The organism is Pseudomonas kairouanensis, assembly GCF_004682055.1.
GTDB classification, from domain to species: Bacteria; Pseudomonadota; Gammaproteobacteria; order Pseudomonadales; family Pseudomonadaceae; genus Aquipseudomonas; species Aquipseudomonas kairouanensis.
Genome location: NZ_QUZU01000034.1, coordinates 1 through 21,965, shown reverse-complemented (window position 1 = coordinate 21,965; position 21,965 = coordinate 1). Strand labels below are relative to the sequence as shown.

At 58.4% G+C, this 21,965-nt stretch carries 25 protein-coding genes and 1 tRNA gene; 2 read left to right on the top strand and 24 right to left on the bottom strand.

The window, feature by feature from the left end:
- Positions 1-36: 36 nt before the first annotated feature.
- From hisS to trmJ, 16 genes are all read right to left on the bottom strand, one after another.
- On the bottom strand, positions 37-1,326 hold the full coding sequence (gene hisS / locus DYL59_RS22720) for a histidine--tRNA ligase (protein ID WP_017736817.1): 1,290 nt from the start codon (positions 1,324-1,326) through the stop codon (positions 37-39).
- 23 nt (positions 1,327-1,349) lie between these two features.
- On the bottom strand, positions 1,350-2,459 hold the full coding sequence (gene ispG / locus DYL59_RS22715) for a flavodoxin-dependent (E)-4-hydroxy-3-methylbut-2-enyl-diphosphate synthase (RefSeq protein ID WP_099585613.1): 1,110 nt from the start codon (positions 2,457-2,459) through the stop codon (positions 1,350-1,352).
- Positions 2,460-2,461: 2 nt separating this feature from the next.
- The gene (locus DYL59_RS22710; protein ID WP_135291186.1) at positions 2,462-3,457 is read right to left on the bottom strand and encodes a RodZ domain-containing protein; all 996 of its coding nucleotides are present in this window, start codon (positions 3,455-3,457) and stop codon (positions 2,462-2,464) included.
- Positions 3,457-4,215 (bottom strand): type IV pilus biogenesis/stability protein PilW, encoded by a 759-nt coding sequence (gene pilW / locus DYL59_RS22705; protein WP_135291185.1) that lies wholly within the window; start codon positions 4,213-4,215, stop codon positions 3,457-3,459. Before pilW ends, DYL59_RS22710 begins: the two co-directional genes overlap by 1 nt.
- A 12-nt stretch (positions 4,216-4,227) precedes the next feature.
- Positions 4,228-5,376, bottom strand: coding sequence for a dual-specificity RNA methyltransferase RlmN (rlmN, locus tag DYL59_RS22700; protein ID WP_135291184.1), 1,149 nt, complete (start codon positions 5,374-5,376; stop codon positions 4,228-4,230).
- A gap of 29 nt (positions 5,377-5,405) precedes the next feature.
- Positions 5,406-5,831: a nucleoside-diphosphate kinase gene (gene ndk, locus DYL59_RS22695; RefSeq protein WP_003175956.1), complete on the bottom strand. Its 426-nt coding sequence runs from the start codon at positions 5,829-5,831 to the stop codon at positions 5,406-5,408.
- Between the two features lie 92 nt (positions 5,832-5,923).
- Positions 5,924-6,124 carry a Fe-S cluster assembly protein IscX gene (iscX, locus tag DYL59_RS22690; protein WP_135291183.1) on the bottom strand — a complete coding sequence of 67 codons (201 nt, stop codon included), beginning with the start codon at positions 6,122-6,124 and terminating at the stop codon, positions 5,924-5,926.
- A gap of 14 nt (positions 6,125-6,138) precedes the next feature.
- Entirely contained in the window at positions 6,139-6,480 is a 342-nt protein-coding gene (gene fdx, locus DYL59_RS22685; RefSeq protein WP_105523895.1) for an ISC system 2Fe-2S type ferredoxin, read from the bottom strand.
- Between the two features lie 3 nt (positions 6,481-6,483).
- On the bottom strand, positions 6,484-8,346 hold the full coding sequence (gene hscA / locus DYL59_RS22680) for a Fe-S protein assembly chaperone HscA (protein WP_135291182.1): 1,863 nt from the start codon (positions 8,344-8,346) through the stop codon (positions 6,484-6,486).
- 53 nt (positions 8,347-8,399) lie between these two features.
- The gene (gene hscB / locus DYL59_RS22675) at positions 8,400-8,921 is read right to left on the bottom strand and encodes a co-chaperone HscB (RefSeq protein ID WP_135291181.1); all 522 of its coding nucleotides are present in this window, start codon (positions 8,919-8,921) and stop codon (positions 8,400-8,402) included.
- Between the two features lie 8 nt (positions 8,922-8,929).
- Positions 8,930-9,253: an iron-sulfur cluster assembly protein IscA gene (iscA, locus tag DYL59_RS22670; RefSeq protein WP_003175963.1), complete on the bottom strand. Its 324-nt coding sequence runs from the start codon at positions 9,251-9,253 to the stop codon at positions 8,930-8,932.
- A gap of 28 nt (positions 9,254-9,281) precedes the next feature.
- Complete coding sequence (gene iscU, locus DYL59_RS22665; RefSeq protein ID WP_028617851.1) at positions 9,282-9,668, bottom strand: Fe-S cluster assembly scaffold IscU; 387 nt, start codon at positions 9,666-9,668, stop codon at positions 9,282-9,284.
- Positions 9,669-9,767: 99 nt separating this feature from the next.
- Entirely contained in the window at positions 9,768-10,982 is a 1,215-nt protein-coding gene (locus DYL59_RS22660) for an IscS subfamily cysteine desulfurase (RefSeq protein ID WP_135291180.1), read from the bottom strand.
- 50 nt (positions 10,983-11,032) lie between these two features.
- Positions 11,033-11,524, bottom strand: a complete 492-nt coding sequence (iscR, locus tag DYL59_RS22655) for a Fe-S cluster assembly transcriptional regulator IscR (RefSeq protein ID WP_003194020.1) — start codon at positions 11,522-11,524, stop codon at positions 11,033-11,035.
- Positions 11,525-11,823: 299 nt separating this feature from the next.
- Positions 11,824-12,606 carry a serine O-acetyltransferase gene (gene cysE / locus DYL59_RS22650; RefSeq protein WP_135291179.1) on the bottom strand — a complete coding sequence of 261 codons (783 nt, stop codon included), beginning with the start codon at positions 12,604-12,606 and terminating at the stop codon, positions 11,824-11,826.
- 2 nt (positions 12,607-12,608) lie between these two features.
- Entirely contained in the window at positions 12,609-13,379 is a 771-nt protein-coding gene (gene trmJ, locus DYL59_RS22645; protein WP_135291178.1) for a tRNA (cytosine(32)/uridine(32)-2'-O)-methyltransferase TrmJ, read from the bottom strand.
- A 145-nt stretch (positions 13,380-13,524) separates the two neighbouring features.
- Between trmJ and suhB the strand changes: the two genes are divergently transcribed.
- The gene (suhB, locus tag DYL59_RS22640; protein ID WP_003175971.1) at positions 13,525-14,340 is read left to right on the top strand and encodes a type III secretion system regulator SuhB; all 816 of its coding nucleotides are present in this window, start codon (positions 13,525-13,527) and stop codon (positions 14,338-14,340) included.
- A 206-nt stretch (positions 14,341-14,546) separates the two neighbouring features.
- Here the strand turns inward: suhB and DYL59_RS22635 are convergent, their stop codons facing one another.
- The 6 genes from DYL59_RS22635 to queA form a co-directional block, all read right to left on the bottom strand.
- Entirely contained in the window at positions 14,547-15,089 is a 543-nt protein-coding gene (locus tag DYL59_RS22635) for a glycine zipper 2TM domain-containing protein (RefSeq protein WP_135291177.1), read from the bottom strand.
- A gap of 123 nt (positions 15,090-15,212) precedes the next feature.
- The gene (secF, locus tag DYL59_RS22630) at positions 15,213-16,127 is read right to left on the bottom strand and encodes a protein translocase subunit SecF (protein WP_135291176.1); all 915 of its coding nucleotides are present in this window, start codon (positions 16,125-16,127) and stop codon (positions 15,213-15,215) included.
- A 9-nt stretch (positions 16,128-16,136) separates the two neighbouring features.
- Positions 16,137-18,005, bottom strand: coding sequence for a protein translocase subunit SecD (gene secD / locus DYL59_RS22625; RefSeq protein WP_135291175.1), 1,869 nt, complete (start codon positions 18,003-18,005; stop codon positions 16,137-16,139).
- Positions 18,006-18,067: 62 nt separating this feature from the next.
- Entirely contained in the window at positions 18,068-18,406 is a 339-nt protein-coding gene (yajC, locus tag DYL59_RS22620; protein ID WP_003175975.1) for a preprotein translocase subunit YajC, read from the bottom strand.
- 43 nt (positions 18,407-18,449) lie between these two features.
- Entirely contained in the window at positions 18,450-19,565 is a 1,116-nt protein-coding gene (tgt, locus tag DYL59_RS22615) for a tRNA guanosine(34) transglycosylase Tgt (protein WP_162303237.1), read from the bottom strand.
- Positions 19,566-19,570: 5 nt separating this feature from the next.
- Complete coding sequence (gene queA / locus DYL59_RS22610; RefSeq protein WP_135291174.1) at positions 19,571-20,620, bottom strand: tRNA preQ1(34) S-adenosylmethionine ribosyltransferase-isomerase QueA; 1,050 nt, start codon at positions 20,618-20,620, stop codon at positions 19,571-19,573.
- A gap of 108 nt (positions 20,621-20,728) precedes the next feature.
- Here queA and DYL59_RS22605 point away from each other — a divergent pair.
- Positions 20,729-20,813, top strand: a tRNA-Leu gene (locus DYL59_RS22605).
- 202 nt (positions 20,814-21,015) lie between these two features.
- Here the strand turns inward: DYL59_RS22605 and DYL59_RS22600 are convergent.
- Together DYL59_RS22600 and DYL59_RS22595 are read right to left on the bottom strand one after the other, a co-directional pair.
- Entirely contained in the window at positions 21,016-21,558 is a 543-nt protein-coding gene (locus DYL59_RS22600; RefSeq protein ID WP_135291173.1) for an AAA family ATPase, read from the bottom strand.
- A 33-nt stretch (positions 21,559-21,591) separates the two neighbouring features.
- The gene (locus DYL59_RS22595) at positions 21,592-21,852 is read right to left on the bottom strand and encodes a DUF6429 family protein (protein ID WP_135291172.1); all 261 of its coding nucleotides are present in this window, start codon (positions 21,850-21,852) and stop codon (positions 21,592-21,594) included.
- Between the last annotated feature and the right edge of the window lie 113 nt (positions 21,853-21,965).

The following is a 21,965-nucleotide window of genomic DNA, read 5'->3' as shown; positions in this document are numbered from 1 at the left end:
CACTCCTTAATCGCTAAATTCGGCTGTTCGACAGCTTCAACCCTGCACGACGCAGGTGGCCAAGTGCGCAGCGAGCGCATCAAAGGCAATGTTCTGTTGCTCGCCCTGGCCACGCAGGGGTTTGAAACCTATCACTTGCTGGGCCAGTTCGTCATCGCCCAGGATCAGTGCGTACAGCGCACCGCTCTTGTCAGCCTTCTTGAACTGGCTCTTGAAGCTGCCGGCGCCGGCATTGACCTGCAGGCGCAAGTTTGGCAGTTGGTCGCGCACTTTTTCGCTCAAGGCAAGGGCAGCCAGTTCGGCGGCCTCGCCAAAGGCGCAAAGGTAAACGTCCACCTGACGGGAGATTTCTTCCGGAACCTTTTCCAGGGTTTCCAGCAGCAGGATCAGCCGCTCGATGCCCATGGCAAAGCCCACACCAGTAGTCGGCTTGCCGCCCATCTGCTCGACCAGGCCGTCGTAGCGCCCCCCGGCGCATACGGTGCCCTGGGCGCCGAGCTTGTCGGTGACCCATTCGAACACGGTCTTGCTGTAGTAATCGAGGCCACGCACCAGCTTGGTGTTGATCACGAACGGAATACCGGCCGCATCCAGGCGGGCCTTGAGGCCTTCGAAGTGAATGCGCGACTCATCGTCCAGGTAATCGGCCATTTTCGGCGCATCTACCAGTACGGCTTGGGTGTCGGCGTTCTTGGTATCCAGGACGCGCAGCGGGTTGGTTTTCAAACGACGCTGGCTGTCTTCGTCCAACTTGTCCAGGTGAGCCGACAGGTACTCGACCAGAGCCACTTTGTAGCGGCCACGGGATTCACTGGTGCCCAGGCTGTTGAGTTCAAGCTTGACCGCATCACGGATGCCCAGCAGGCCCCACAGGCGCCAGGTCAGCACGATCAGCTCGGCATCGATGTCCGGGCCATCAATGTTGAAGACTTCCAGGCCGATCTGGTGAAACTGGCGATAACGACCTTTTTGCGGGCGTTCATGACGAAACATCGGGCCGATGTACCACAGCTTCTGCGGCTGGCCAGCACCGGTGAGGCCGTGCTCAAGCACAGCACGTACGCAGGCGGCGGTACCTTCCGGACGCAGGGTCAGGGAATCGCCGTTGCGGTCTTCAAAGGTGTACATCTCTTTTTCGACGATGTCGGTCACTTCACCGATGGAGCGTTTGAACAGCTCGGTGAATTCGACGATCGGCATGCGGATTTGCTTGTAACCGTAGTTATCCAGCAGACGCGCGACGGTGCTTTCAAAGTAGCGCCACAGTGGCGTCTGCTCCGGCAGGATGTCGTTCATGCCACGAATGGCTTGCAGAGACTTGCTCACATCAAATCCTTAAATTCGTTCAATCAGCCGCGCGCGATCAGCGCTGCGTCAGCTGCGACCTTCTCGGCCGCTTTCTCGCGGATCAGTCTTTCGAGCTCATCCACCAGATTGTCATTCGTTAACTTCTGCGCCGGCTTACCGTCGATGTAGATCAGGTTCGGCGTGCCGCCCGTGAGGCCCACATGAGCCTCCTTGGCTTCGCCCGGCCCGTTGACCACACAGCCGATCACTGCAACATCCAGCGGAACCAGCAGGTCTTCGAGGCGCAACTCCAGGTCGTTCATGGTTTTCACCACGTCGAAGTTCTGCCGCGAGCAGCTCGGGCAGGCAATGAAGTTGATACCACGGGAACGCAAACGCAGGGATTTGAGAATGTCGTAACCGACCTTCACTTCCTCTACGGGGTCTGCCGCCAGGGAGATGCGGATAGTATCGCCAATCCCTTCGGCGAGCAGCATACCGAGACCCACCGCAGATTTCACTGTGCCTGAGCGTAAACCGCCCGCTTCAGTGATACCCAGGTGCAATGGCTGCACGATTTCCTTGGCCAGCAGGCGGTAGGCTTCTACGGCCATGAACACGTCAGAGGCCTTTACGCTGACCTTGAAGTCCTGGAAGTTCAGGCGCTCAAGGTGCTCAACGTGGCGCAATGCAGATTCGACCAGCGCTGCCGGGGTAGGCTCGCCGTATTTCTTTTGCAGGTCTTTTTCCAGGGAACCGGCGTTGACGCCGATGCGGATTGGAATGCCGCGATCACGGGCAGCATCCACCACGGCGCGTACACGGTCTTCGCGACCGATGTTGCCCGGGTTGATACGCAGGCAATCCACACCCAGTTCGGCCACGCGCAAAGCGATCTTGTAGTCGAAATGAATGTCGGCAACCAATGGCACCTTGACCAGTTGCTTGATGCGGCCGAAGGCTTCGGCGGCATCCATGTCCGGCACGGATACCCGCACGATGTCCACACCAGCGGCTTCCAGACGGTTGATCTGGGCAACGGTGGCGGCCACGTCATTGGTGTCGCTGTTGGTCATGCTCTGTACTGCGATGGGGGCATCGCCACCCACTGGCACCGAGCCAACCCAGATCTTGCGCGATACGCGACGTTTGATTGGAGATTCGCCGTGCATGACTATTGTCCCAACTTCAGGCGAGCAGTCTCGCCACTGGTGAACGGCGCCACGTCCACAGGCTGGCCGTTGTAGGCCACTTGCGCGCCACGGGCAAAGCCCAGACGCAGCGTCAAAGGAGGCTTGCCGCCCTGGTCGAGCGTATCTCCCTTACGCTTGAGACCGCTGAACAGCACTTTGCCGTTGCCATCGGTAACCTGCGTCCAGCAGTCAGCGATGAAGGTAATCTGTACGCGACCATCACCGGCGATCAACGCGGGGGTGGTGGGCGGTGAAATTGCCGGGGCGGCCGGGGTAGCCGTCGCGGGGGCCTGCACGGGAGCGGCCGGGGTATTAGCCGGAGCAACGGGAGCGGCTTGAGTGTGGGCCGGAGCAGTGACTGGGGCTGCCGGGGCAACAGCCGTCGGCGCCGGAGCGGTTTGCGGCGCAGATTGCTCGGTGACAACTGGAGCTTCAGGCGCGGTTTGACCTTCGGCAACGGCCTGGTCTTCCGGCTCGTCCAATGGATGAATCTGGGTGGTGCCATCGGCGCTTTCGACTTCGACATGCTCCATGGCGTTGCTGGTCAAGTCTTTGGTGCGCTGGGAGGTCTGGTCTTGCCACCAGACAAAACCACCGCCGATCACGGCGATCAGCAACAACAGGCTGACAATACGCAAAATCGTGTGGGAAACCCGCACCGGCTCTTCGATACGACCCAGGCCATGGACATTGCTGCCCTGGGAGTCGGTGCCGGTGAACTGGTCAAATTCCTGGACCAGGATGGCCTGGTCGATGCCCAGCAATTTGGCGTAGGCGCGGATATAGCCGCGAGCAAAGGTATGCCCAGGCAGCTTATCGAACGCGCCGGCTTCCAGATTGGCCAGGGACGTGGTGGTCAAATTGAGCTTGAGGGCCACTTCTGCCAGCGACCAACCATTGCTTTCGCGGGCCTGACGCAAGGTGTCGCCTGGGTTTACGCGATTAGCTGCTACAACTTCCGGGTGCGCCGCTTTCATCATTGCTCCGACAGGTATTGCTGATATTCCGGCGTACCGGGATAGAGTCGTTCGAGTTGCTGGCCAAAACGTGCGGCTGTTTCGCGTTCTTCATGAACGGTCGCCAGGCGCACACCGAGCAATAGACTACGTGCATTTTGCCCACTGAGCAGGCTAAAACGCTCGTAATAGTCACGTGCCGGCACATAATGCCTGTCATCAAAGGATAACTCAGCCATTTCGAGCAATGCCCGAGGTTGGCGAGCGTTCAAATGCAGGGCTTTTTCCAGTTGCTGACGAGCGCTTTGGCGATGACCGAGGCGCATCGAGGTCACTCCAAGGTTCTCGAAAACACGGGAACGCTCAGGATAAAGGCTATCGGCGCTGGCTTGCTGGAAATAAAGGGCGGCCTGGTCATAACGTTTTTGCTCAAACAGGAAGCTGCCGTAGTTGTTCAGCAGCCGCGGATCGGCAGGACGTGAGGCCAGGGCCTTGTGGAAATAGCGCTCAGCCAGTTCAGGCTCAGCCTGCGCCTGGAAGACCAAGGCCAGGGCGGCGTTGGCATCGGCATCCCCGCTGTCGAGTTCCAGGGCCTTTTTCAAAGGCACCTTGGCCTGCTCGCTCATTCCCTGCTGAAGGTAACCCAAACCCAGTTGCACATAGGCAACTCGCGCCTCATCACGGCCTTTACCGGTTTGCAAAGGACTCTCATGGCCCGATGAAACACAACCAGCCACAAGGCCGGTAACAAGCAAAAGCAGCGCAAGGCGCAGGGGCATAGAGATCCTCTCTCAGATTCGATTCACAGCGATCAGCGGCAAATCGTCGGCGGCGTTCTGTTCGCGGCCGGCGATATAACGCTCGCTACGGCGGGTGCGGTCCATCACCTGCCCTACCAATTGGCCACAGGCGGCGTCGATGTCTTCACCACGGGTGGTGCGGACGGTAACGTTGTAGCCGGCCTGGTGTAGTTGATCCTGGAAACGGCGGATGGCGTTGTTGCTCGGCCGCTCGTAGCCAGAATGTGGAAACGGGTTGAACGGGATCAGGTTGATCTTGCACGGGGTGTTCTTGAGCAACTCGATCATCTCTACCGCGTGCTCGACCTTGTCGTTGATGTCTTTGAGCATCGTGTACTCAATAGTCAACACGCGTTTCTCGCCCAAGGTCGCCATGTAACGCTGGCAGGATTCGAGCAGCATCTTAAGCGGATACTTCTTGTTGATCGGCACCAATTGGTTACGCAATGCGTCATTGGGTGCGTGCAGCGACAACGCCAGGGAGACGTCGATGTGCTTGGCCAGCTCATCGATCATCGGTACCACGCCGGAGGTCGACAGGGTCACGCGGCGCTTGGAGATGCCGTAGCCCAGGTCGTCCATCATCAGGTGCATGGCCGCAATGACGTTGTCGAAGTTCAGCAGCGGCTCACCCATGCCCATCATCACCACGTTGGTGATGGCACGGTCGACGGTCGCCGGGACGCTGCCAAAGGATTTGTTGGCAATCCACACCTGGCCGATGACTTCGGCGGCGGTGAGGTTGCTATTGAAGCCTTGCTTGCCGGTGGAGCAGAAACTGCAATCCAGGGCACAGCCTGCCTGGGACGAAACGCATAAGGTGCCGCGTTTGCCCTGGGGAATGTATACGGTCTCGACGCAGCTGCCGGACGCCACGCGCACCACCCACTTACGGGTGCCGTCGCTGGAGATGTCCTCGCTGACCACTTCGGGACCACGGACCTCGGCAATGGCCTTGAGCTTGTCGCGCAGGGCCTTGCTGACGTTCGTCATGGCGTCGAAATCGTCGACGCCAAAGTGGTGAATCCATTTCATTACCTGACCGGCACGGAAACGCTTCTCCCCGATTGAGTCGAAGAATTTCTCCATTTCCGGCTGGGTCAGACCCAGCAGGTTGGTTTTAACAGTCGATGTAGTCATGGATTCACCCTCACTCTTTAAGCCAGTGCTTAGCGAGCGGTTACTTCAGTAGCAGCGAAAAAGTACGAGATTTCGCGAGCAGCGGCAGCTTCGGAGTCCGAGCCGTGTACAGCGTTGGCGTCGATGGATTCAGCGAAGTCAGCACGGATGGTGCCAGCAGCAGCTTCTTTAGGGTTGGTAGCGCCCATCAGCTCACGGTTCAGAGCGATAGCGTTTTCGCCTTCCAGAACCTGAACAACAACAGGACCGGAGATCATGAACGCAACCAGGTCGCCGAAGAAACCACGAGCGCTGTGCTCAGCGTAGAAGCCTTCAGCTTCAGCTTTGGACAGTTGCTTGAGTTTCGAAGCTACAACCTTCAGGCCGGCTTTTTCGAAACGAGTGGTGATCTCGCCGATGACGTTTTTTGCAACAGCGTCAGGCTTGATGATGGAGAAAGTACGTTGAACAGCCATGGTGTAACTCCAGAAACGGTAATTTACGAAAAATTAAACCCGCGAATTATACGCGGGTTATTGGGTATTGCCTAACTGCGTAAAAAGGCGACTCAGTCTGCTTCTTCGATCCACAGGCCTTGAATCGCCTCCAGAACCTTTTCGCCACCCCGATCCGGGATGTCGTCGAATTCCGGTAGCGCCATCACCAGATTGCGCAGCGTGACAAAGTTCACCGACAGAGGATTGACGTCCGGGTGAGCTTCAGCAAGTTGTATAGCGATTTCTTGTACATCAACCCATTTCAGGCTCATGACATTTCCTTGAATCAATGCGGCGCTTCGGCAGCATGGTTGAGGGAATACTTCGGAATTTCGACGGTGATGTCTTGCGTCCCGACCTTTGCCTGACAGCTTAGGCGCGAATGGGCTTCCAGGCCCCATGCGCGATCAAGAAAGTCCTCTTCCAGTTCGTCAGCCTCTTCCAGGGTATTGAAACCCTCGCGGATGATGCAGTGACAAGTGGTGCAGGCGCATACGCCGCCGCAGGCACTTTCGATCTCGATGTGGTTGTCATGGGCAACTTCGAGGATGGACTTGCCGGTCTCAGCCTCCACAACCATACCGTCCGGGCAGTGCTCGGCGTGTGGCAGAAAAATGACCTGCGGCATTAATTATTCCTCGATTTCATTCAGGTTGCGTCCCGCCAGGGCGGCTTTTACCGTCTGGTCCATACGGCGGGCGGCAAAGGCATCGGTCACTTGCGACAGGCGCTTGGTCTGTTGCTCGATGGCATAGCCATCGGTGCCTTTCATCAATTCGGCCAGTTCCTGCATCTGCAGGTCGATGACCATGCGCTCTTCGGCATCCAGCAGGCGCTCGCCGTCAACATCAAGGGCGCCCTGCACGGCTTCGAGCAGGCGCTGGGCATCCACTTGCTGCTCGCGCAATACACGGGCGACCTTGTCGTCACCGGCGTACTGGAACGAGTCCTTGAGCATCTTGGCGATTTCGCCGTCGGTCAGGCCGTAGGACGGCTTGACCTGGATACTCGCCTCAACACCTGAACCCAGTTCGCGCGCAGCCACGTTCAGCAGGCCATCGGCGTCAACCTGGAAGGTCACGCGGATCTTCGCAGCGCCAGCTACCATCGCCGGGATGCCGCGCAATTCAAAGCGCGCCAGGGAACGGCAGTCGCTGATCAGCTCGCGCTCGCCTTGCAGCACATGGATCATCATGGCCGTCTGGCCATCTTTGTAGGTGGTGAAGTCCTGGGCGCGGGCCACGGGGATGGTGGTATTGCGCGGAATCACCTTCTCCATCAGGCCGCCCATCGTCTCCAAACCCAGGGACAACGGAATCACGTCGAGCAGCAGCAGTTCGCCGCCATCACGCTTGTTGCCGGCCAGAGTATCGGCCTGGATTGCGGCGCCAATGGCGACCACTTGGTCCGGGTCGATTTCAGTCAAAGGCTCGCGACCAAAGGCTTCGGCGACGGCTTCGCGAACACGGGGGACACGGGTGGAACCGCCCACCATGACCACGGCACCCACGTCTTCCAGCTCGATACCGGAGTCACGCACTGCGCGGCGGCAGGCTTTGAGACTGCGGGCAACCATCGGTTCGATCAACGCATCGAAGGCTTCACGAGTCAGCTGGGCCGACCAGTTGCCGTAGGACACTTCAACCGATGCCGAATCAGTCAGCGCTTCTTTTGCCGCACAAGCGGTTTGCAGCAGGCTGCGCTGAGCACCTGGATCCAAGTCGGCAGACAGGCCAGCACTGCTGATGATCCAGCCCGCGATGGCGTGGTCGAAATCATCACCGCCCAGGGCACTGTCCCCACCGGTGGCCAGCACTTCAAAGACGCCGCCGGTCAGGCGCAGGATCGAAATATCAAAAGTACCGCCGCCCAGGTCGTAGATGGCGACGAGGCCTTCAGCGTGCTGATCCAGGCCATAGGCCACCGCCGCAGCAGTAGGCTCGTTGAGCAAGCGCAGCACGTTCAGGCCGGCGAGCTTCGCCGCATCCTTGGTGGCTTGGCGCTGGGCGTCATCGAAATACGCTGGAACCGTGATCACTGCGCCAACCAGTTCACCGCCCAAGGTGGTTTCCGCGCGCTGGCGCAGCACCTTGAGGATATCAGCCGACACTTCCACCGGGCTTTTAGGGCCTTGGACGGTGTCGATGAACGGCATATGGGATTCGCCGCCGACAAAGCGGTACGGCAGTTGATCGCCCAATTGCTTGACGTCGGACAGACCACGACCCATCAAACGCTTGACCGACAGCACGGTATTGAGGGGGTCAGTAGAGGCTGCCAACTTGGCCGACTCACCCACTTCGGTGTGATCGGCGTGGTAGCGCACGGCTGACGGCAGGATCACCTGGCCATCGGCATCGGGCAACGGCTCGGACAAGCCGCTGCGCAAGGCGGCAACCAGGGAATTGGTGGTGCCCAGGTCAATCCCGACCGCCAGGCGACGCTGGTGCGGTTGGGGGCTTTGGCCGGGTTCGGCGATTTGCAGTAGGGCCATGGTAATCAGGTCTTATCTGTCTATCAGGCGTGCATCACGGGCAGCACACGGGGTTAATCGTCGAGGCGCTCTTCTAGCTGGCGCACTTCGTAGGTGAGCTTGTCGAGGAACTGCATACGCCGCATCAGGCGCTCGGCCTGTTCACGTTGCGTTGCATCATCCCAACAGGCTGCGAAGCTTTCATTGAGCTCATCCTGGGCCGTTTTCAGACGACGCTTGAAGACCGCGACGCCGGCCAGATCGGCCTCGTCCTGCAAGTCTTCGAGTTCTTCGCGCCACTGCATCTGCTGCATCAGGAAGCCCGGATCGTGCACCGTGACTTCCAGCGGCAGCTCACCACCGTTCATCGCGAGCAGGTAACGCGCCCGCTTGGGTGGATTCTTGAGGGTCTGATAGGCCTCATTGAGGCTGGCTGACTTTTCCAGCGCCAGGCGTTGCTCGCGCTCGGAAGCGTCAGCGAAGCGGTCCGGATGCACCCCACGCGCCAATTCTCGATAGCGCGTGGCAAGCTGCTCAAGGTCCAGGCGAAAACTCGGCTGCAACTCGAATAAAGCGAAATGACAAGGAGTGCCCACGAATAGCCTCAGATGTTGAAGCTTTCGCCGCAGCCACATTCACCGCGTACGTTGGGGTTATTGAACTTGAAGCCTTCGTTCAACCCTTCCTTGACGAAATCTAGCTCGGTGCCGTCCAGGTAAGTCAGGCTCTTAGGGTCGATGATCACTTTCTCGCCGTGACTTTCGAACACCTGGTCTTCCGCAACCACCTCGTCGACGAACTCCAGCACATAGGCAAGGCCGGAACAGCCCGTGGTGCGAACACCCAGACGAATCCCCTCACCTTTACCGCGCCCATTCAGGGAGCGGCGAATGTGCTGCGCAGCCGCTTCTGTCATGCTGATAGCCATCGTTGACTCCTTACTCGTCGCCAAATGCTTAGATCAAGCCTTTCTTCTGCTTGTAGTCGCGAACGGCCGCCTTGATGGCGTCTTCTGCGAGTACCGAGCAGTGGATTTTCACTGGCGGCAGTGCCAGTTCTTCGGCCAACTGGGTGTTGCTGATAGTCACAGCCTCATCCAGGGTCTTGCCTTTCATCCATTCGGTCGCCAGGGAGCTGGAGGCGATGGCCGAACCGCAGCCGTAGGTCTTGAACTTGGCGTCTTCGATAACGCCAGCGTCGTTGACCTTGATCTGCAGGCGCATGACGTCGCCGCACGCCGGAGCGCCGACCATGCCGGTGCCGACATCTGGGTCTTCCGCGTCCATCTTGCCGACGTTACGCGGGTTTTCGTAGTGGTCGATGACCTTTTCGCTGTAAGCCATGGTACTGAATCCTCACTCATCAGGGCCGCTCTGAAACCCTGTAGAAACGCCTGCGTTTTCCGCCACGTTCCTACAGAGCTGGGGTGGCGGCTTCTATAGTTAGTGTGCCGCCCACTCGATCTTGGAAATGTCGACGCCGTCTTTGTACATGTCCCACAGCGGCGACAAGGTACGCAGTTTGTTGACCGCTTCGCAGACTTTCTGCGCGGCGTAGTCGACTTGTTCTTCGGTGGTGAAGCGGCCGAATGTAAAGCGGATCGAGCTGTGTGCCAGTTCGTCGTTGCGGCCCAGGGCGCGCAGCACGTACGAAGGCTCAAGGGACGCCGAGGTGCAGGCCGAACCGGACGAAACCGCCAGGTCCTTGAGCGCCATGATCAGCGACTCGCCTTCGACATAGTTGAAGCTCAAATTCAGGTTGTGCGGTACACGAGCAGTCATGCTGCCGTTGACGTACAGCTCTTCAAGGTTCTCGACCTGCTTGTAGAAGCGATCGCTCAGGGCCTTGATACGGATGTTTTCGGCAGCCATGTCTTCTTTGGCTACGCGGAAGGCTTCGCCCATGCCAACGATCTGGTGGGTCGCCAGGGTGCCCGAACGCATGCCACGCTCGTGACCGCCGCCGTGCATGGTGGCTTCGATACGCACGCGCGGCTTGCGGCTTACGTACAGGGCGCCGATGCCTTTAGGGCCGTAGGTCTTGTGGGCAGAGAACGACATCAGGTCGACTTTCAGCTTCGACAGGTCGATGTCGACCTTGCCGGTGGACTGAGCGGCGTCGACGTGCAGCAGTACACCCTTGGAGCGAGTCAGCTCGCCGATGGCTGCGATGTCGTTGATGGTGCCGATTTCGTTATTAACGTGGATCACGGAAACCAGGATGGTGTCTTCACGCAGCGCAGCTTCGATCATGGCCGGGGTGACGATACCGTCGGTGGTTGGCTCAAGGTAGGTAACCTCAAAACCTTCACGCTCCAGTTGGCGCATGGTGTCGAGGACAGCCTTGTGCTCAATCTTGGTGGTGATCAGGTGCTTGCCTTTGGTCGCGTAGAAATGCGCGGCGCCCTTGATGGCCAGGTTGTCGGATTCGGTGGCACCGGAGGTCCAGACGATTTCGCGTGGATCGGCGTTGACCAGGTCGGCGACTTGGCGACGGGCGTTCTCGACCGCTTCCTCGGCTTTCCAGCCGAATACGTGGGAGCGGGAGGCCGGGTTGCCGAAGTTTCCGTCAACCAGCAGGCATTCGCTCATCTTTTGCGCGACACGCGGATCAACCGGGGTGGTCGCTGAGTAATCAAGGTAAATCGGCAATTTCATGGACTTTCTCCTAAATCAGGCTGGCTGGCGTGCCGTTAGCTCTTCGGCTGTCACTCGACGGCGGACGCTTCAATCTTGTCCAGACGCGGCGCCTTGGTATTGCAACGGCGCTGGTCCTGACGCTGGGCTACTTCTTGCACCTCACGGCGAGTCACAAGATCGGCCAAGCTGATACCACTCAAGAACTCATGGATCTGCAGGCTCAGATCGCACCACAGGTGGTGCGTCAGGCAGGTGTCGCCGGCATGGCAATCACCCAGGCCCTGGCATTTGGTGGCATCGACGGATTCATTGACCGCATCGATTACCTGGGCTACCTGGATGCCCTGCATATCGCGGGACAGCTGATAGCCGCCGCCCGGCCCACGCACACTGGAAACCAGGTTGCTGCGGCGCAACTTGGCGAACAGCTGCTCAAGGTATGACAGGGAAATGCCTTGGCGCTCGGAGATATCGGCCAGGGACACCGGCCCAGTTTGCGCGTGCAAAGCCAGGTCGAGCATGGCAGTCACCGCGTATCGGCCTTTTGTAGTCAGTCTCATGGACAATTACCAAGGTGTTTCAGAATGTGGGCAAGTATGCGATTCCCGAGTATTTAAGTCAACTATAAGACCTAGTACTTTAGTCAGGATTACCCGCAGAAAGGGCGCCGAATAATAGCAGGATGGGGTGGGGAGGAACAGCGGGAACAGGACCACCGCCCGACCTCAAGACCAACGGAGACTAAATGTGGGAGCGGGCTTGCTCGCGAAGGCGGTGTGGCAGTCGATATATTTGGCGACTGATTCACCGCCTTCGCGAGCAAGCCCGCTCCCACAGGGTCATGTATCAGCCCTTAGAACTAGCCCGCCTTGGTGGCGGCTTCATCCTTGATCTCGGCGAAGTCTTCTTCGCGCAACTCAGGCAGATCCTTCGCACAGTAAGGGCTGCCCAGGTCCTTCAGCGCACCGCACATCCCTTCCAGCTTGCCATCCACTGCTTGCAAATGGTCAAGCAACTGGCCGATAGCACGCGCCACAGGGTCAGGCATATCCTCACTGACGCCGTAGGCATCAAAGCCGATCTTCTCGGCCATAGCCTTGCGCTTGGCTTCCTGCTCGTCGCCGACTTCCGGCTTGACGATAATCCGCCCCGGAATGCCGACCACCGTTGCACCCGGCGGCACGGCCTTGGTCACCACGGCATTGGAACCCACCTTCGCACCCGCACCGACCGTGAAAGGACCGAGCACCTTGGCACCCGCCCCTACCACCACGCCATCACCCAATGTCGGGTGGCGCTTGCCTTTATTCCAACTGGTACCACCCAGGGTCACGCCCTGGTAAAGCGTCACGTCGTCACCAATTTCAGCGGTTTCGCCAATGACAATGCCCATGCCGTGGTCGATAAAGAACCTACGCCCCACCTTGGCTCCTGGATGGATCTCAATCCCGGTCAGCCATCGACCAAAGTTCGATACCAGTCGCGCCAGCCATTTCCAGCCCATTCCCCACAAAGCACCGGACAGACGGTGAATCCAGATGGCGTGCATCCCCGGGTAGCAGGTCAGCACTTCAAACGCATTGCGCGCCGCCGGATCACGATGGAAAACACTCTGGATATCTTCTCGCAAACGCTCGAACATTTTTAATCCTTCCGCTTAAGAAGCTCACCACGGGCCGCTTTTTGGGTTTCCGTGAGGATGCCACGCAATATATTCATCTCTGCCCGGCTGACCGAGCTACGCCCGTACAAGCGACGCAGGCGCGCCATCAAGTGCCGCGGCTTCTCAGGATCAAGGAATTCGATGGCCACCAAGGTTTGCTCCAGGTGCTCATAGAAACGTTCCAGTTCGTCCATGGTGGCCAATTCGCCGCTCTTGGTCGACGCGACCTCTTCCTTTTCAACCTTGCTAGGCTGGCCGGCAGCGACCAGCCAGGCCATGCGCACTTCGTAGGTCAACACCTGTACCGCCGCCCCGAGGTTCAGCGAGCTGAACTCAGGGTCCGATGGAATGTGGACGTGGTAGTGACATCGCTGCAGCTCTTCATTGGTGAGGCCGGAGTCTTCACGACCGAACACCAGGGCAATTTCAGCGCCACCCGCAGCCTCTTCCACCACTTTGGTGCCGCATTCACGCGGATCCAGCAGCGGCCAAGGGATACGACGGTCGCGGGCGCTGGTGCCGAGCACCAGATTGCAGCCAACCAGGGCGTCTTCCAGAGTGGCGACGACCTGAGCCTTTTCGAGGATGTCATTGGCGCCGGACGCGCGGGCATCGGCCTCGTGATGCGGGAACACCCGCGGCTCGACCAGCACCAGGCGCGTCAGCCCCATGTTTTTCATGGCTCGCGCCACCCCACCGATATTGCCGGGATGACTGGTATTGACCAAGACGACACGAATGTTTTGCAGCAAGGGAGGCGCTCTCGGACATAGGAAAGGGGAGCAAATCTTACAGAACAGCCTAAGGTTATGCCATGAAAGGTAACGTCGTCCTTCACCTGAAGAAAGTTTCTGCTAGAATGCCCGGCTTTCTTTAACAACCTTAGGTGACACATCCATGCAGCCCATGCTGAATATCGCGCTGCGCGCCGCCCGCAGCGCCAGTGAATTGATCTTCCGCTCCATCGAGCGCCTGGATACCATCAAGGTCGACGAAAAAGACGCCAAGGATTATGTATCCGAGGTGGACCGCGCCGCCGAGCAGAAGATCATCGACGCCCTGCGCAAGGCCTACCCTACCCACGGCATCCTCGGTGAAGAAACCGGCTTGCACAAAGGCAGCGGCGAAGGCGAAGACTACCTGTGGATCATCGACCCACTGGATGGCACCACCAACTTCCTGCGCGGCATCCCGCACTTTGCCGTGAGCATCGCGTGCAAATACCGTGGCCGCCTGGAACACGCCGTTGTTCTGGACCCGGTTCGCCAGGAAGAATTCACCGCCAGCCGTGGCCGTGGCGCCCAACTGAACGGTCGCCGCCTGCGTGTCAGCGGCCGCACCAGCCTGGACGGCGCCCTGCTGGGCACTGGCTTCCCGTTCCGTGACGACCAGATGGACAACCTGGAAAACTATCTGGGCATGTTCCGCGCCCTGGTTGGCCAGACTGCCGGCATCCGTCGCGCTGGCGCGGCGAGCCTGGACCTGGCTTACGTGGCTGCTGGTCGTTTCGATGCGTTCTGGGAGTCGGGCCTGTCCGAGTGGGACATGGCTGCAGGCGCCCTGCTGATCCAGGAAGCAGGCGGGTTGGTGAGCGACTTCACCGGCGGTCACGACTTCCTTGAGAAAGGCCACGTTGTTGCTGGTAACACCAAATGCTTCAAGGCAGTGCTGACGGCGATTCAGCCGCACCTGCCGGCTTCGCTGAAGCGTTAAGCGAGCGAGCACAAAAAAAGCACCCTTCGGGGTGCTTTTTTTATGTCTGTGTATTGGGTTTTGTCACAACTGCAGCAACAACACAAAACAAATGTGGGAGCGGGCTTGCTCGCGAATACGGTGTATCAGTGGAAGTAGATGTTGACTGACACTCCGTATTCGCGAGCAAGCCCGCCCCCACATTTTGATTTACGCCAAGCCTGGGATTACTGCTGGTTTTGACCCAGGATCAGACGACCTTCTTTGTCGACTGGGATCTGGCCGCCTGGATCACGATCCATACGCACAGTGCCTTCCTTGCCATCCAGGTTGTAACGCACGTCATAACCCACAACCTTGTCGCTGATGTCATTGACGGTATTACAACGCGTCTGAGTCGTGGTGTAGGTATCGCGGTTCTGCATACCTTCCTGAACCTTGTTACCCGCATAACCACCACCAACCGCACCGGCCACCGTGGCCAGCTTCTTACCGTTACCGCCACCGATCTGGTTACCTAGCAAGCCACCTGCCAGGGCGCCTACGACCGTACCGGCGATTTGATGCTGATCCTGCACCGGCCGCTGCCGGGTCACTGCGACGTCCTTGCAGACCTCGCGAGGGGTTTTTATCTGGGTTTTCACCGGCTGCACCGCCAGCACTTGCGCATACTCAGGGCCGCTTTTTACCAGGCTGTAGGTGGCAACAGCACCCCCGGCAGTCACACCGACAGCACCCAATACCGCACCAACCAGCAACGACTTGTTCACGTGAACCTCCTGACCATCACAAGCGGACCGAAACGTCCGCGCTATACCCAGCCTTGGAGCAAAAAAAAAGGCACGAGTTCAATACTCGTGCCTTTCTTGTAACAGCGGATCAACAATCACCCATCAAGGGCGGTCGTCGACCTCCTTGCCAGTGCTGGCCGGAGGGATCAGGTCTTCGCTGTTGAGGTTCAGCCAGATCAGCACCACGTTGGCGATGTAGATCGACGAGTAGGTACCCGCCAGAACGCCGATGAACAGCGCCAGGGAGAAGCCCCACAGGTTGTCACCACCGAAGATCATCAGCGCAGCAATCGCCAGCAAGGTGGAGATCGATGTGGCCATGGTCCGCAGCAGGGTCTGGGTGGTGGAGATGTTGATGTTCTCGATCAACGACGCCTTGCGCAGTACTCGGAAGTTCTCGCGAACCCGGTCGAATACCACGATGGTGTCGTTGAGCGAGTAACCAATGATAGCCAGCACAGCTGCCAGTACGGTCAGGTCGAAGGTCACCTGGAAGTACGCCAGGATACCCACGGTCACGATCACGTCGTGGATCAGCGACACAATGGCGCCGACACCGAACTTCCACTGAAAGCGGAAAGCCAGGTAGATCATGATGCCGACCAGCGCCATCAGCATGCCGAGGCCGCCCTGGTCGCGCAGTTCCTCACCCACTTGCGGACCTACGAACTCGACGCGCTTGACCGACGCCGGGTTGTCGCCACCAACCTTCTGCAAGGCCTCGGCCACCTGGTGACCCAGTTGCGGGTCTTCGCCAGGCATACGCACCAGCAGGTCGGTTGTCGCACCAAAACTCTGCACGACGGCTTCGTGATAGCCAGCCTTGACCAGCTCGTTGCGCACCAGGGTAACGTCGGCCGGCTTCTCGTAGGTCAGCTCGATGAGCGTACCGCCGGTGAAGTCCAAGCCGTAGTTCAGGCCCTTATGGAACCAGCTGAACAACGCCAGAACGGTAAGGAGCACGGTGACGCCGAACGCAACGTTGCGAACGCCCATGAAGTTGATTGTACGTAACATGGCAGCCCCTTAAATCCACAACTTCTTGAAGTCACGCCCGCCAAAGATCAGGTTGACCATTGCGCGGGTCACCATGATGGCCGTGAACATCGAGGTAAAGATACCCAGGGACATGGTCACCGCAAAACCTTTGACTGGGCCTGTGCCCATGGCAAAGAGAATCCCGCCGACCAGCAACGTGGTCAGGTTGGAGTCGAGAATCGCGGTAAATGCCCGGCCGAAGCCTTCGTTGATTGCACGTTGTACGGTCATGCCGGCCGCGATCTCTTCACGAATCCGCGAGAAGATCAGCACGTTGGCGTCTACCGCCATACCCATGGTGAGTACGATACCGGCGATGCCTGGCAAGGTCAGCGTAGCCCCCAGCAGCGACATCAATGCCAGCAGCATGACCATGTTGCCCGCCAGGGCCACGGTGGCAATGATGCCGAAGAAGCGGTAGATGGCGATGATGAACAAGGACACGAACAGCATGCCCCACAAGGCCGCGTCGATACCTTTGGTGATGTTGTCCGCACCCAGGCTCGGGCCGATGGTACGTTCTTCAGCGAAGTACATCGGAGCAGCCAGGCCACCGGCACGCAGCAGCAAGGCCAGTTCAGAGGACTCGCCTTGACCGTTCAGGCCGGTGATACGGAATTGAGCACCCAGCGGCGACTGGATGGTCGCCAGGCTGATGATCTTCTTCTCTTCCTTGAAGGTCTGTACCGGCACGTCTTTCTCGACGCCGTTGACGACCTGCTTGGTGTAGGTGGTCACCGGGCGCTGCTCGATGAAGATCACCGCCATGCTGCGACCGACGTTGCTGCGCGTGGCGCGGCTCATCAGTTCGCCGCCATGGCCATCCAGGCGGATGTTCACTTCAGGGGTGCCGTGCTCGCCAAAACCTGCCTTGGCGTCGGTCACTTGGTCACCGGTGATGATCAAGCCACGCTCGATCAACGCAGGAGGACGGTTGCCTTCGCGGAATTCAAACTCTTCGGAAGTAGCGCGAGTAGCACCCGGCTCAGCCGCGAGGCGGAATTCCAGGTTGGCGGTCTTACCCAGGATACGCTTGGCTTCAGCGGTGTCCTGTACGCCCGGCAGTTCAACTACGATGCGGTTGGCACCCTGGCGCTGCACGATCGGCTCGGCCACACCCAGTTCGTTGACGCGGTTACGTACCGTGGTCAAGTTCTGCTTGATGGAGTATTCGCGGATTTCCGCGATCTTCGCCGGGCTCATTGCCAGGCGCAGTACAGCCTGACCATTCAGGTCAGCCGGCACGATGTCGAAATCGTTGAAGTTCTTGCGGATCAGCGCACGGGCCTGTTCGCGGGAAGCTTCGTCAGAGAAGCCCAGCTGAATCGCACCGTTGAGCTGCGGCAGGCTGCGATAACGCAACTTCTCTTTGCGCAGCAGGCTTTTCACGTCGCCTTCATAGACTTTCAGGCGCGCATCAAGGGCCTTGTCCATGTCCACTTCCAAGAGGAAATGCACACCACCAGACAAGTCCAGACCCAGCTTCATCGGGTGCGCGCCAATGCTGCGCAACCATTGTGGCGTGGTCTGTGCCAGGTTGAGTGCGACGACATAGTCATCACCCATTGCCTTGCGCACGACGTCTTTTGCTGGCAACTGGTCTTCTTGCTTGGTCAGGCGCAACAAACCGCCCTTCGCATCAGCTGCCAATGTTGCCGCTTTAACCTGGATACCCGCGTCGGTGAGCGCTTTGCTCGCGCGTTCCAGATCAGCCTGATTGACCTGCAGCGAAGTGCTGGCGCCAGTGATCTGGATCGCCGGGTCATCAGGATAGAGATTGGGAGCGGAATAAATAAAACCGATCGCCAGCACCGCCAGGATCAGTACGTATTTCCACAGAGGGTATTTGTTCAGCATCACGCCGCCCGCTTATAACGCGGGGCGCCTTGCGCGCCCCGTCGATTGGTAAAGGTTGGAACTTAGATCGCTTTGAGCGTGCCTTTTGGCAGCGTGGCGGCGATGGCGCCTTTCTGGAACTTCATTTCTACGGTGTCGGAGACTTCCAGTACCACGAAAGCGTCGGAGACCTTGGTGATCTTGCCAGCGATGCCGCCGGTGGTCACAACTTCGTCACCTTTCTGCAGGCTACCCAGCAGGTTTTTCTGCTCTTTGGCACGCTTGGCCTGTGGACGCCAGATCATCAGGTAGAAGATGACCAGGAAGCCGACCAGGAAAATCCACTCGAAACCACCGCCCATAGGACCGGCAGCGGCAGGCGCAGCGGCGTCAGCCATGGCGTTAGAGATAAAAAAGCTCATTTAGCACTCCAGTTGCAAATAGTGAATCTTAGGGTCGGAAAACTCAGTCCAAGGGCGGCACAGGAAGCCCGCGCTTGGCATAGAAGGCATCGACGAAGGCGGCCAATGTACCCTGTTGAATAGCCTCGCGCAAACCAGCCATCAGGACTTGGTAGTGACGCAAATTGTGGATGGTATTCAACATGCTACCCAGCATTTCCCCACACTTGTCCAGATGGTGCAGATAAGCACGGGAGAAGTTCTGGCAGGTGTAGCAATCGCAGGTAGGATCCAGCGGCGAATCATCATGGCGATGGAACGCGTTACGGATCTTGAGCACGCCTGTATCGATGAACAGATGCCCATTGCGGGCATTACGGGTTGGCATCACGCAATCGAACATGTCCACACCGCGGCGCACACCCTCTACGAGATCTTCCGGTTTGCCAACGCCCATAAGGTAACGAGGTTTTTCAGCGGGCATCAGGCCCGGCAGATAATCCAACACTTTGATCATTTCGTGCTTGGGCTCGCCTACCGACAAACCGCCGATGGCCAGGCCGTCAAAGCCGATTTTGTCGAGGCCTTCCAGCGAGCGTTTACGCAGGCTTTCGTGCATGCCGCCCTGGACGATACCGAACAACGCCGCCGTGTTGTCACCATGGGCGTTTTTAGAGCGCTGGGCCCAACGCAGGGACAACTCCATGGAGATGCGCGCGACGTCTTCATCGGCCGGGTACGGCGTGCATTCGTCGAAGATCATCACGATGTCGGAGCCCAGGTCGCGCTGGACCTGCATCGACTCTTCCGGGCCCATAAACACCTTGGAACCGTCTACTGGCGAGGCGAAGGTCACGCCCTCTTCCTTGATCTTGCGCATGGCACCCAGGCTGAACACCTGGAAGCCGCCTGAGTCGGTGAGGATTGGGCCTTGCCACTTCATGAAGTCATGCAGGTCGCCATGCTTCTTGATCACTTCCGTGCCGGGACGCAGCCACAGGTGGAAGGTGTTGCCCAAAATGATCTCGGCGCCAGTGGCAACGATATCACGGGGCAGCATGCCTTTGACGGTGCCGTAGGTACCCACTGGCATGAATGCCGGGGTCTCGACGGTGCCGCGCGGAAAAGTAAGGCGACCACGACGGGCCTTTCCGTCAGTGGCGAGCAATTCAAACGACATACGACTCATAGCTGTTCCTCTGGGCCGCGTGGCGCCGGGTTACGGGTGATAAACATCGCATCACCGTAGCTGAAAAAACGGTACTCGTTAGCGATGGCCGCTTGGTAAGCCGCCATGGTTTCCGGGTAGCCAGCAAATGCCGAGACCAGCATCAACAATGTGGATTCAGGCAAATGGAAATTGGTCACCAGGCAATCGACTACATGGAACGGCCGACCTGGGAAGATAAAGATATCGGTGTCGCCGCTGAACGGCTTGAGCACGCCGTCACGGGCCGCACTCTCGAGCGAACGCACACTGGTGGTCCCTACGGCGACTACTCGTCCGCCACGGGCCTTACACGCTGCGACAGCGTCTACGACTTCCTGAGTGACTTCCAACCACTCACTGTGCATGTGGTGGTCTTCGATGTTATCCACACGCACCGGCTGAAACGTGCCGGCCCCCACGTGCAGGGTCACATAGGCAGTCTCGACGCCTTTGGCGGCAATTGCATCCAGCAGCGGCTGGTCGAAATGCAAGCCGGCAGTCGGCGCGGCAACAGCACCGAGGCGCTGGGAGTAAACTGTCTGATAGCGCTCTCGGTCCGAGTCTTCGTCGGGCCGATCGATGTAGGGCGGCAGCGGCATGTGGCCGACACGTTCCAGCAGAGGCAGTACCTCTTCGGCGAACTTGAGCTCGAACAACGCGTCATGGCGAGCGAGCATTTCGGCTTCACCGCCGCCATCGATGAGGATCTTCGACCCCGGTTTCGGCGACTTGCTGGAGCGTACATGGGCCAGTACGCGGTGACTGTCCAGCACGCGTTCTACCAGGATTTCCAGCTTGCCGCCGGAAGCTTTCTGGCCAAAAAGCCGCGCAGGAATCACCCGGGTATTGTTGAACACCATCAGGTCGCCAGGGCGTAAATGCTCAAGCAAATCAGTGAATTGACGATGTTCGAGGGCACCACTTACCCCGTCCAGGGTCAGCAGTCGGCTGGCGCGACGCTCGGCCAAAGGGTGGCGAGCAATCAGCGAATCAGGGAGTTCAAAAGTAAAGTCAGCAACGCGCATGATGGAGTTCGTCTAGCAGGGCCGGGAAGTCTAGCGGAAATAGTGAAAATTGACCATGAAAGGTGATTGACCAACGGTAATCTCATCTCTATACTTCGCCGCCATTGAGCCCTGATGGCGGAATTGGTAGACGCGGCGGATTCAAAATCCGTTTTCGAAAGGAGTGGGAGTTCGAGTCTCCCTCGGGGCACCATCTTAAAGAAAGACCTTGAAATTCAAGGTCTTTTTTTTCGTCTGTAGAAAAGTGCTTCACCGGCTGGGCTCCTATGCAGGCTCTCACGCCTGGAGGAACAACTTTCTAGCTGCCCCCTTCCCATCACACTCTTAACCTCACTAAAGAGCGCTTGAGAGAGTGCGCATGGGCTAGCGGGATATGTGCGACGGTTCTACCGAGATCATGTTTCTAGGGCATCTCTACGCCACGACCTCTCGACACTTTCAAGAAATAGCTTCGTCTGACGGTTGGAGCGCAGGCAGATGACACGGCACGTCGACGGGGCGGATGCCGCGAGCTGTTTCATCTTGGAACGCGCCGATTTACGAGTAATCCACATGAAGGTGAAAAACTCCGGGAGGTTACCCAGCCGCTCAGGACAATTCTCTGGAAGGTCTGGCCGAAAGCCGTCTCGCTGAATCAGAGCCCTGAGAAGCACACGCCAAAATCGCAGCGGCGAGGAACGATCAATCCATATCAAGACGTCGGCACGGGCAATACGACTATCCCATGTCGCAGAGTGGCCGCCTTCGAATATCCAGCGATCACGCGCTTCAACCTTGCGACACAGGCGGGTCTTTTCGTCCTTGCTCCGCTCGATCCATCCAGGCTGCCAGTGGATCGTATCGATATGAATGACAGGCAGCTCGGTACGTTTACCTAACTCTCGGGCAAGGGTTGTTTTTCCTGAGCCTGGCTGGCCAACAATCATGATGCGCCGCATAAAACCCGACAACCGTATACCAGCAGTTGGAGATCAAGCATGAGAGTCGGATAGACGATCCGCTGGAGCTTTCACCCCAAACAACTGCTCAGCCAACTGCGTGCCTCGTTCGAGCCCCTCCCCAGTCAACCATATCGATTTATTGCGGTTGACGGGGTTGCTGATGAAACCATGTTCATGTAGCCGATTCATGATTTCGAAGTCGAACCCTTTCCAAGCATTGCCATCGTCCGAACTGAAGGCCGCCAATAGAGCAAGCACGGTGTCTTCAATCAGTTTTTCGTCGTATTCCATCATCGGCACTCCGTTCATATTCAACGGGCGTCATCGACGCTTGTGAGCATTCACACCCCATCCTGACCAGTGATGTGATGACGATCAGGGATCAAGTCACGATAACTTTTTCG

What these genes read in the sequence shown, in the direction of transcription:
- queA (WP_135291174.1), bottom strand. Translation starts at nt 20,620, where the DNA reads ATGCGCGTTGCTGACTTTACTTTTGAACTCCCTGATTCGCTGATTGCT.
- yajC (WP_003175975.1), bottom strand. Translation starts at nt 18,406, where the DNA reads ATGAGCTTTTTTATCTCTAACGCCATGGCTGACGCCGCTGCGCCTGCC.
- DYL59_RS22710 (WP_135291186.1), bottom strand. Translation starts at nt 3,457, where the DNA reads ATGAAAGCGGCGCACCCGGAAGTTGTAGCAGCTAATCGCGTAAACCCA.
- suhB (WP_003175971.1), top strand. Translation starts at nt 13,525, where the DNA reads ATGCAGCCCATGCTGAATATCGCGCTGCGCGCCGCCCGCAGCGCCAGT.
- secD (WP_135291175.1), bottom strand. Translation starts at nt 18,005, where the DNA reads ATGCTGAACAAATACCCTCTGTGGAAATACGTACTGATCCTGGCGGTG.
- pilW (WP_135291185.1), bottom strand. Translation starts at nt 4,215, where the DNA reads ATGCCCCTGCGCCTTGCGCTGCTTTTGCTTGTTACCGGCCTTGTGGCT.
- hscA (WP_135291182.1), bottom strand. Translation starts at nt 8,346, where the DNA reads ATGGCCCTACTGCAAATCGCCGAACCCGGCCAAAGCCCCCAACCGCAC.
- secF (WP_135291176.1), bottom strand. Translation starts at nt 16,127, where the DNA reads ATGTTACGTACAATCAACTTCATGGGCGTTCGCAACGTTGCGTTCGGC.
- DYL59_RS22595 (WP_135291172.1), bottom strand. Translation starts at nt 21,852, where the DNA reads ATGGAATACGACGAAAAACTGATTGAAGACACCGTGCTTGCTCTATTG.
- DYL59_RS22660 (WP_135291180.1), bottom strand. Translation starts at nt 10,982, where the DNA reads ATGAAATTGCCGATTTACCTTGATTACTCAGCGACCACCCCGGTTGAT.
- iscA (WP_003175963.1), bottom strand. Translation starts at nt 9,253, where the DNA reads ATGGCTATCAGCATGACAGAAGCGGCTGCGCAGCACATTCGCCGCTCC.
- iscU (WP_028617851.1), bottom strand. Translation starts at nt 9,668, where the DNA reads ATGGCTTACAGCGAAAAGGTCATCGACCACTACGAAAACCCGCGTAAC.
- DYL59_RS22600 (WP_135291173.1), bottom strand. Translation starts at nt 21,558, where the DNA reads ATGCGGCGCATCATGATTGTTGGCCAGCCAGGCTCAGGAAAAACAACC.
- tgt (WP_162303237.1), bottom strand. Translation starts at nt 19,565, where the DNA reads ATGTCGTTTGAATTGCTCGCCACTGACGGAAAGGCCCGTCGTGGTCGC.
- iscX (WP_135291183.1), bottom strand. Translation starts at nt 6,124, where the DNA reads ATGAGCCTGAAATGGGTTGATGTACAAGAAATCGCTATACAACTTGCT.
- ndk (WP_003175956.1), bottom strand. Translation starts at nt 5,831, where the DNA reads ATGGCTGTTCAACGTACTTTCTCCATCATCAAGCCTGACGCTGTTGCA.
- cysE (WP_135291179.1), bottom strand. Translation starts at nt 12,606, where the DNA reads ATGTTCGAGCGTTTGCGAGAAGATATCCAGAGTGTTTTCCATCGTGAT.
- ispG (WP_099585613.1), bottom strand. Translation starts at nt 2,459, where the DNA reads ATGCACGGCGAATCTCCAATCAAACGTCGCGTATCGCGCAAGATCTGG.
- rlmN (WP_135291184.1), bottom strand. Translation starts at nt 5,376, where the DNA reads ATGACTACATCGACTGTTAAAACCAACCTGCTGGGTCTGACCCAGCCG.
- fdx (WP_105523895.1), bottom strand. Translation starts at nt 6,480, where the DNA reads ATGCCGCAGGTCATTTTTCTGCCACACGCCGAGCACTGCCCGGACGGT.
- iscR (WP_003194020.1), bottom strand. Translation starts at nt 11,524, where the DNA reads ATGAGACTGACTACAAAAGGCCGATACGCGGTGACTGCCATGCTCGAC.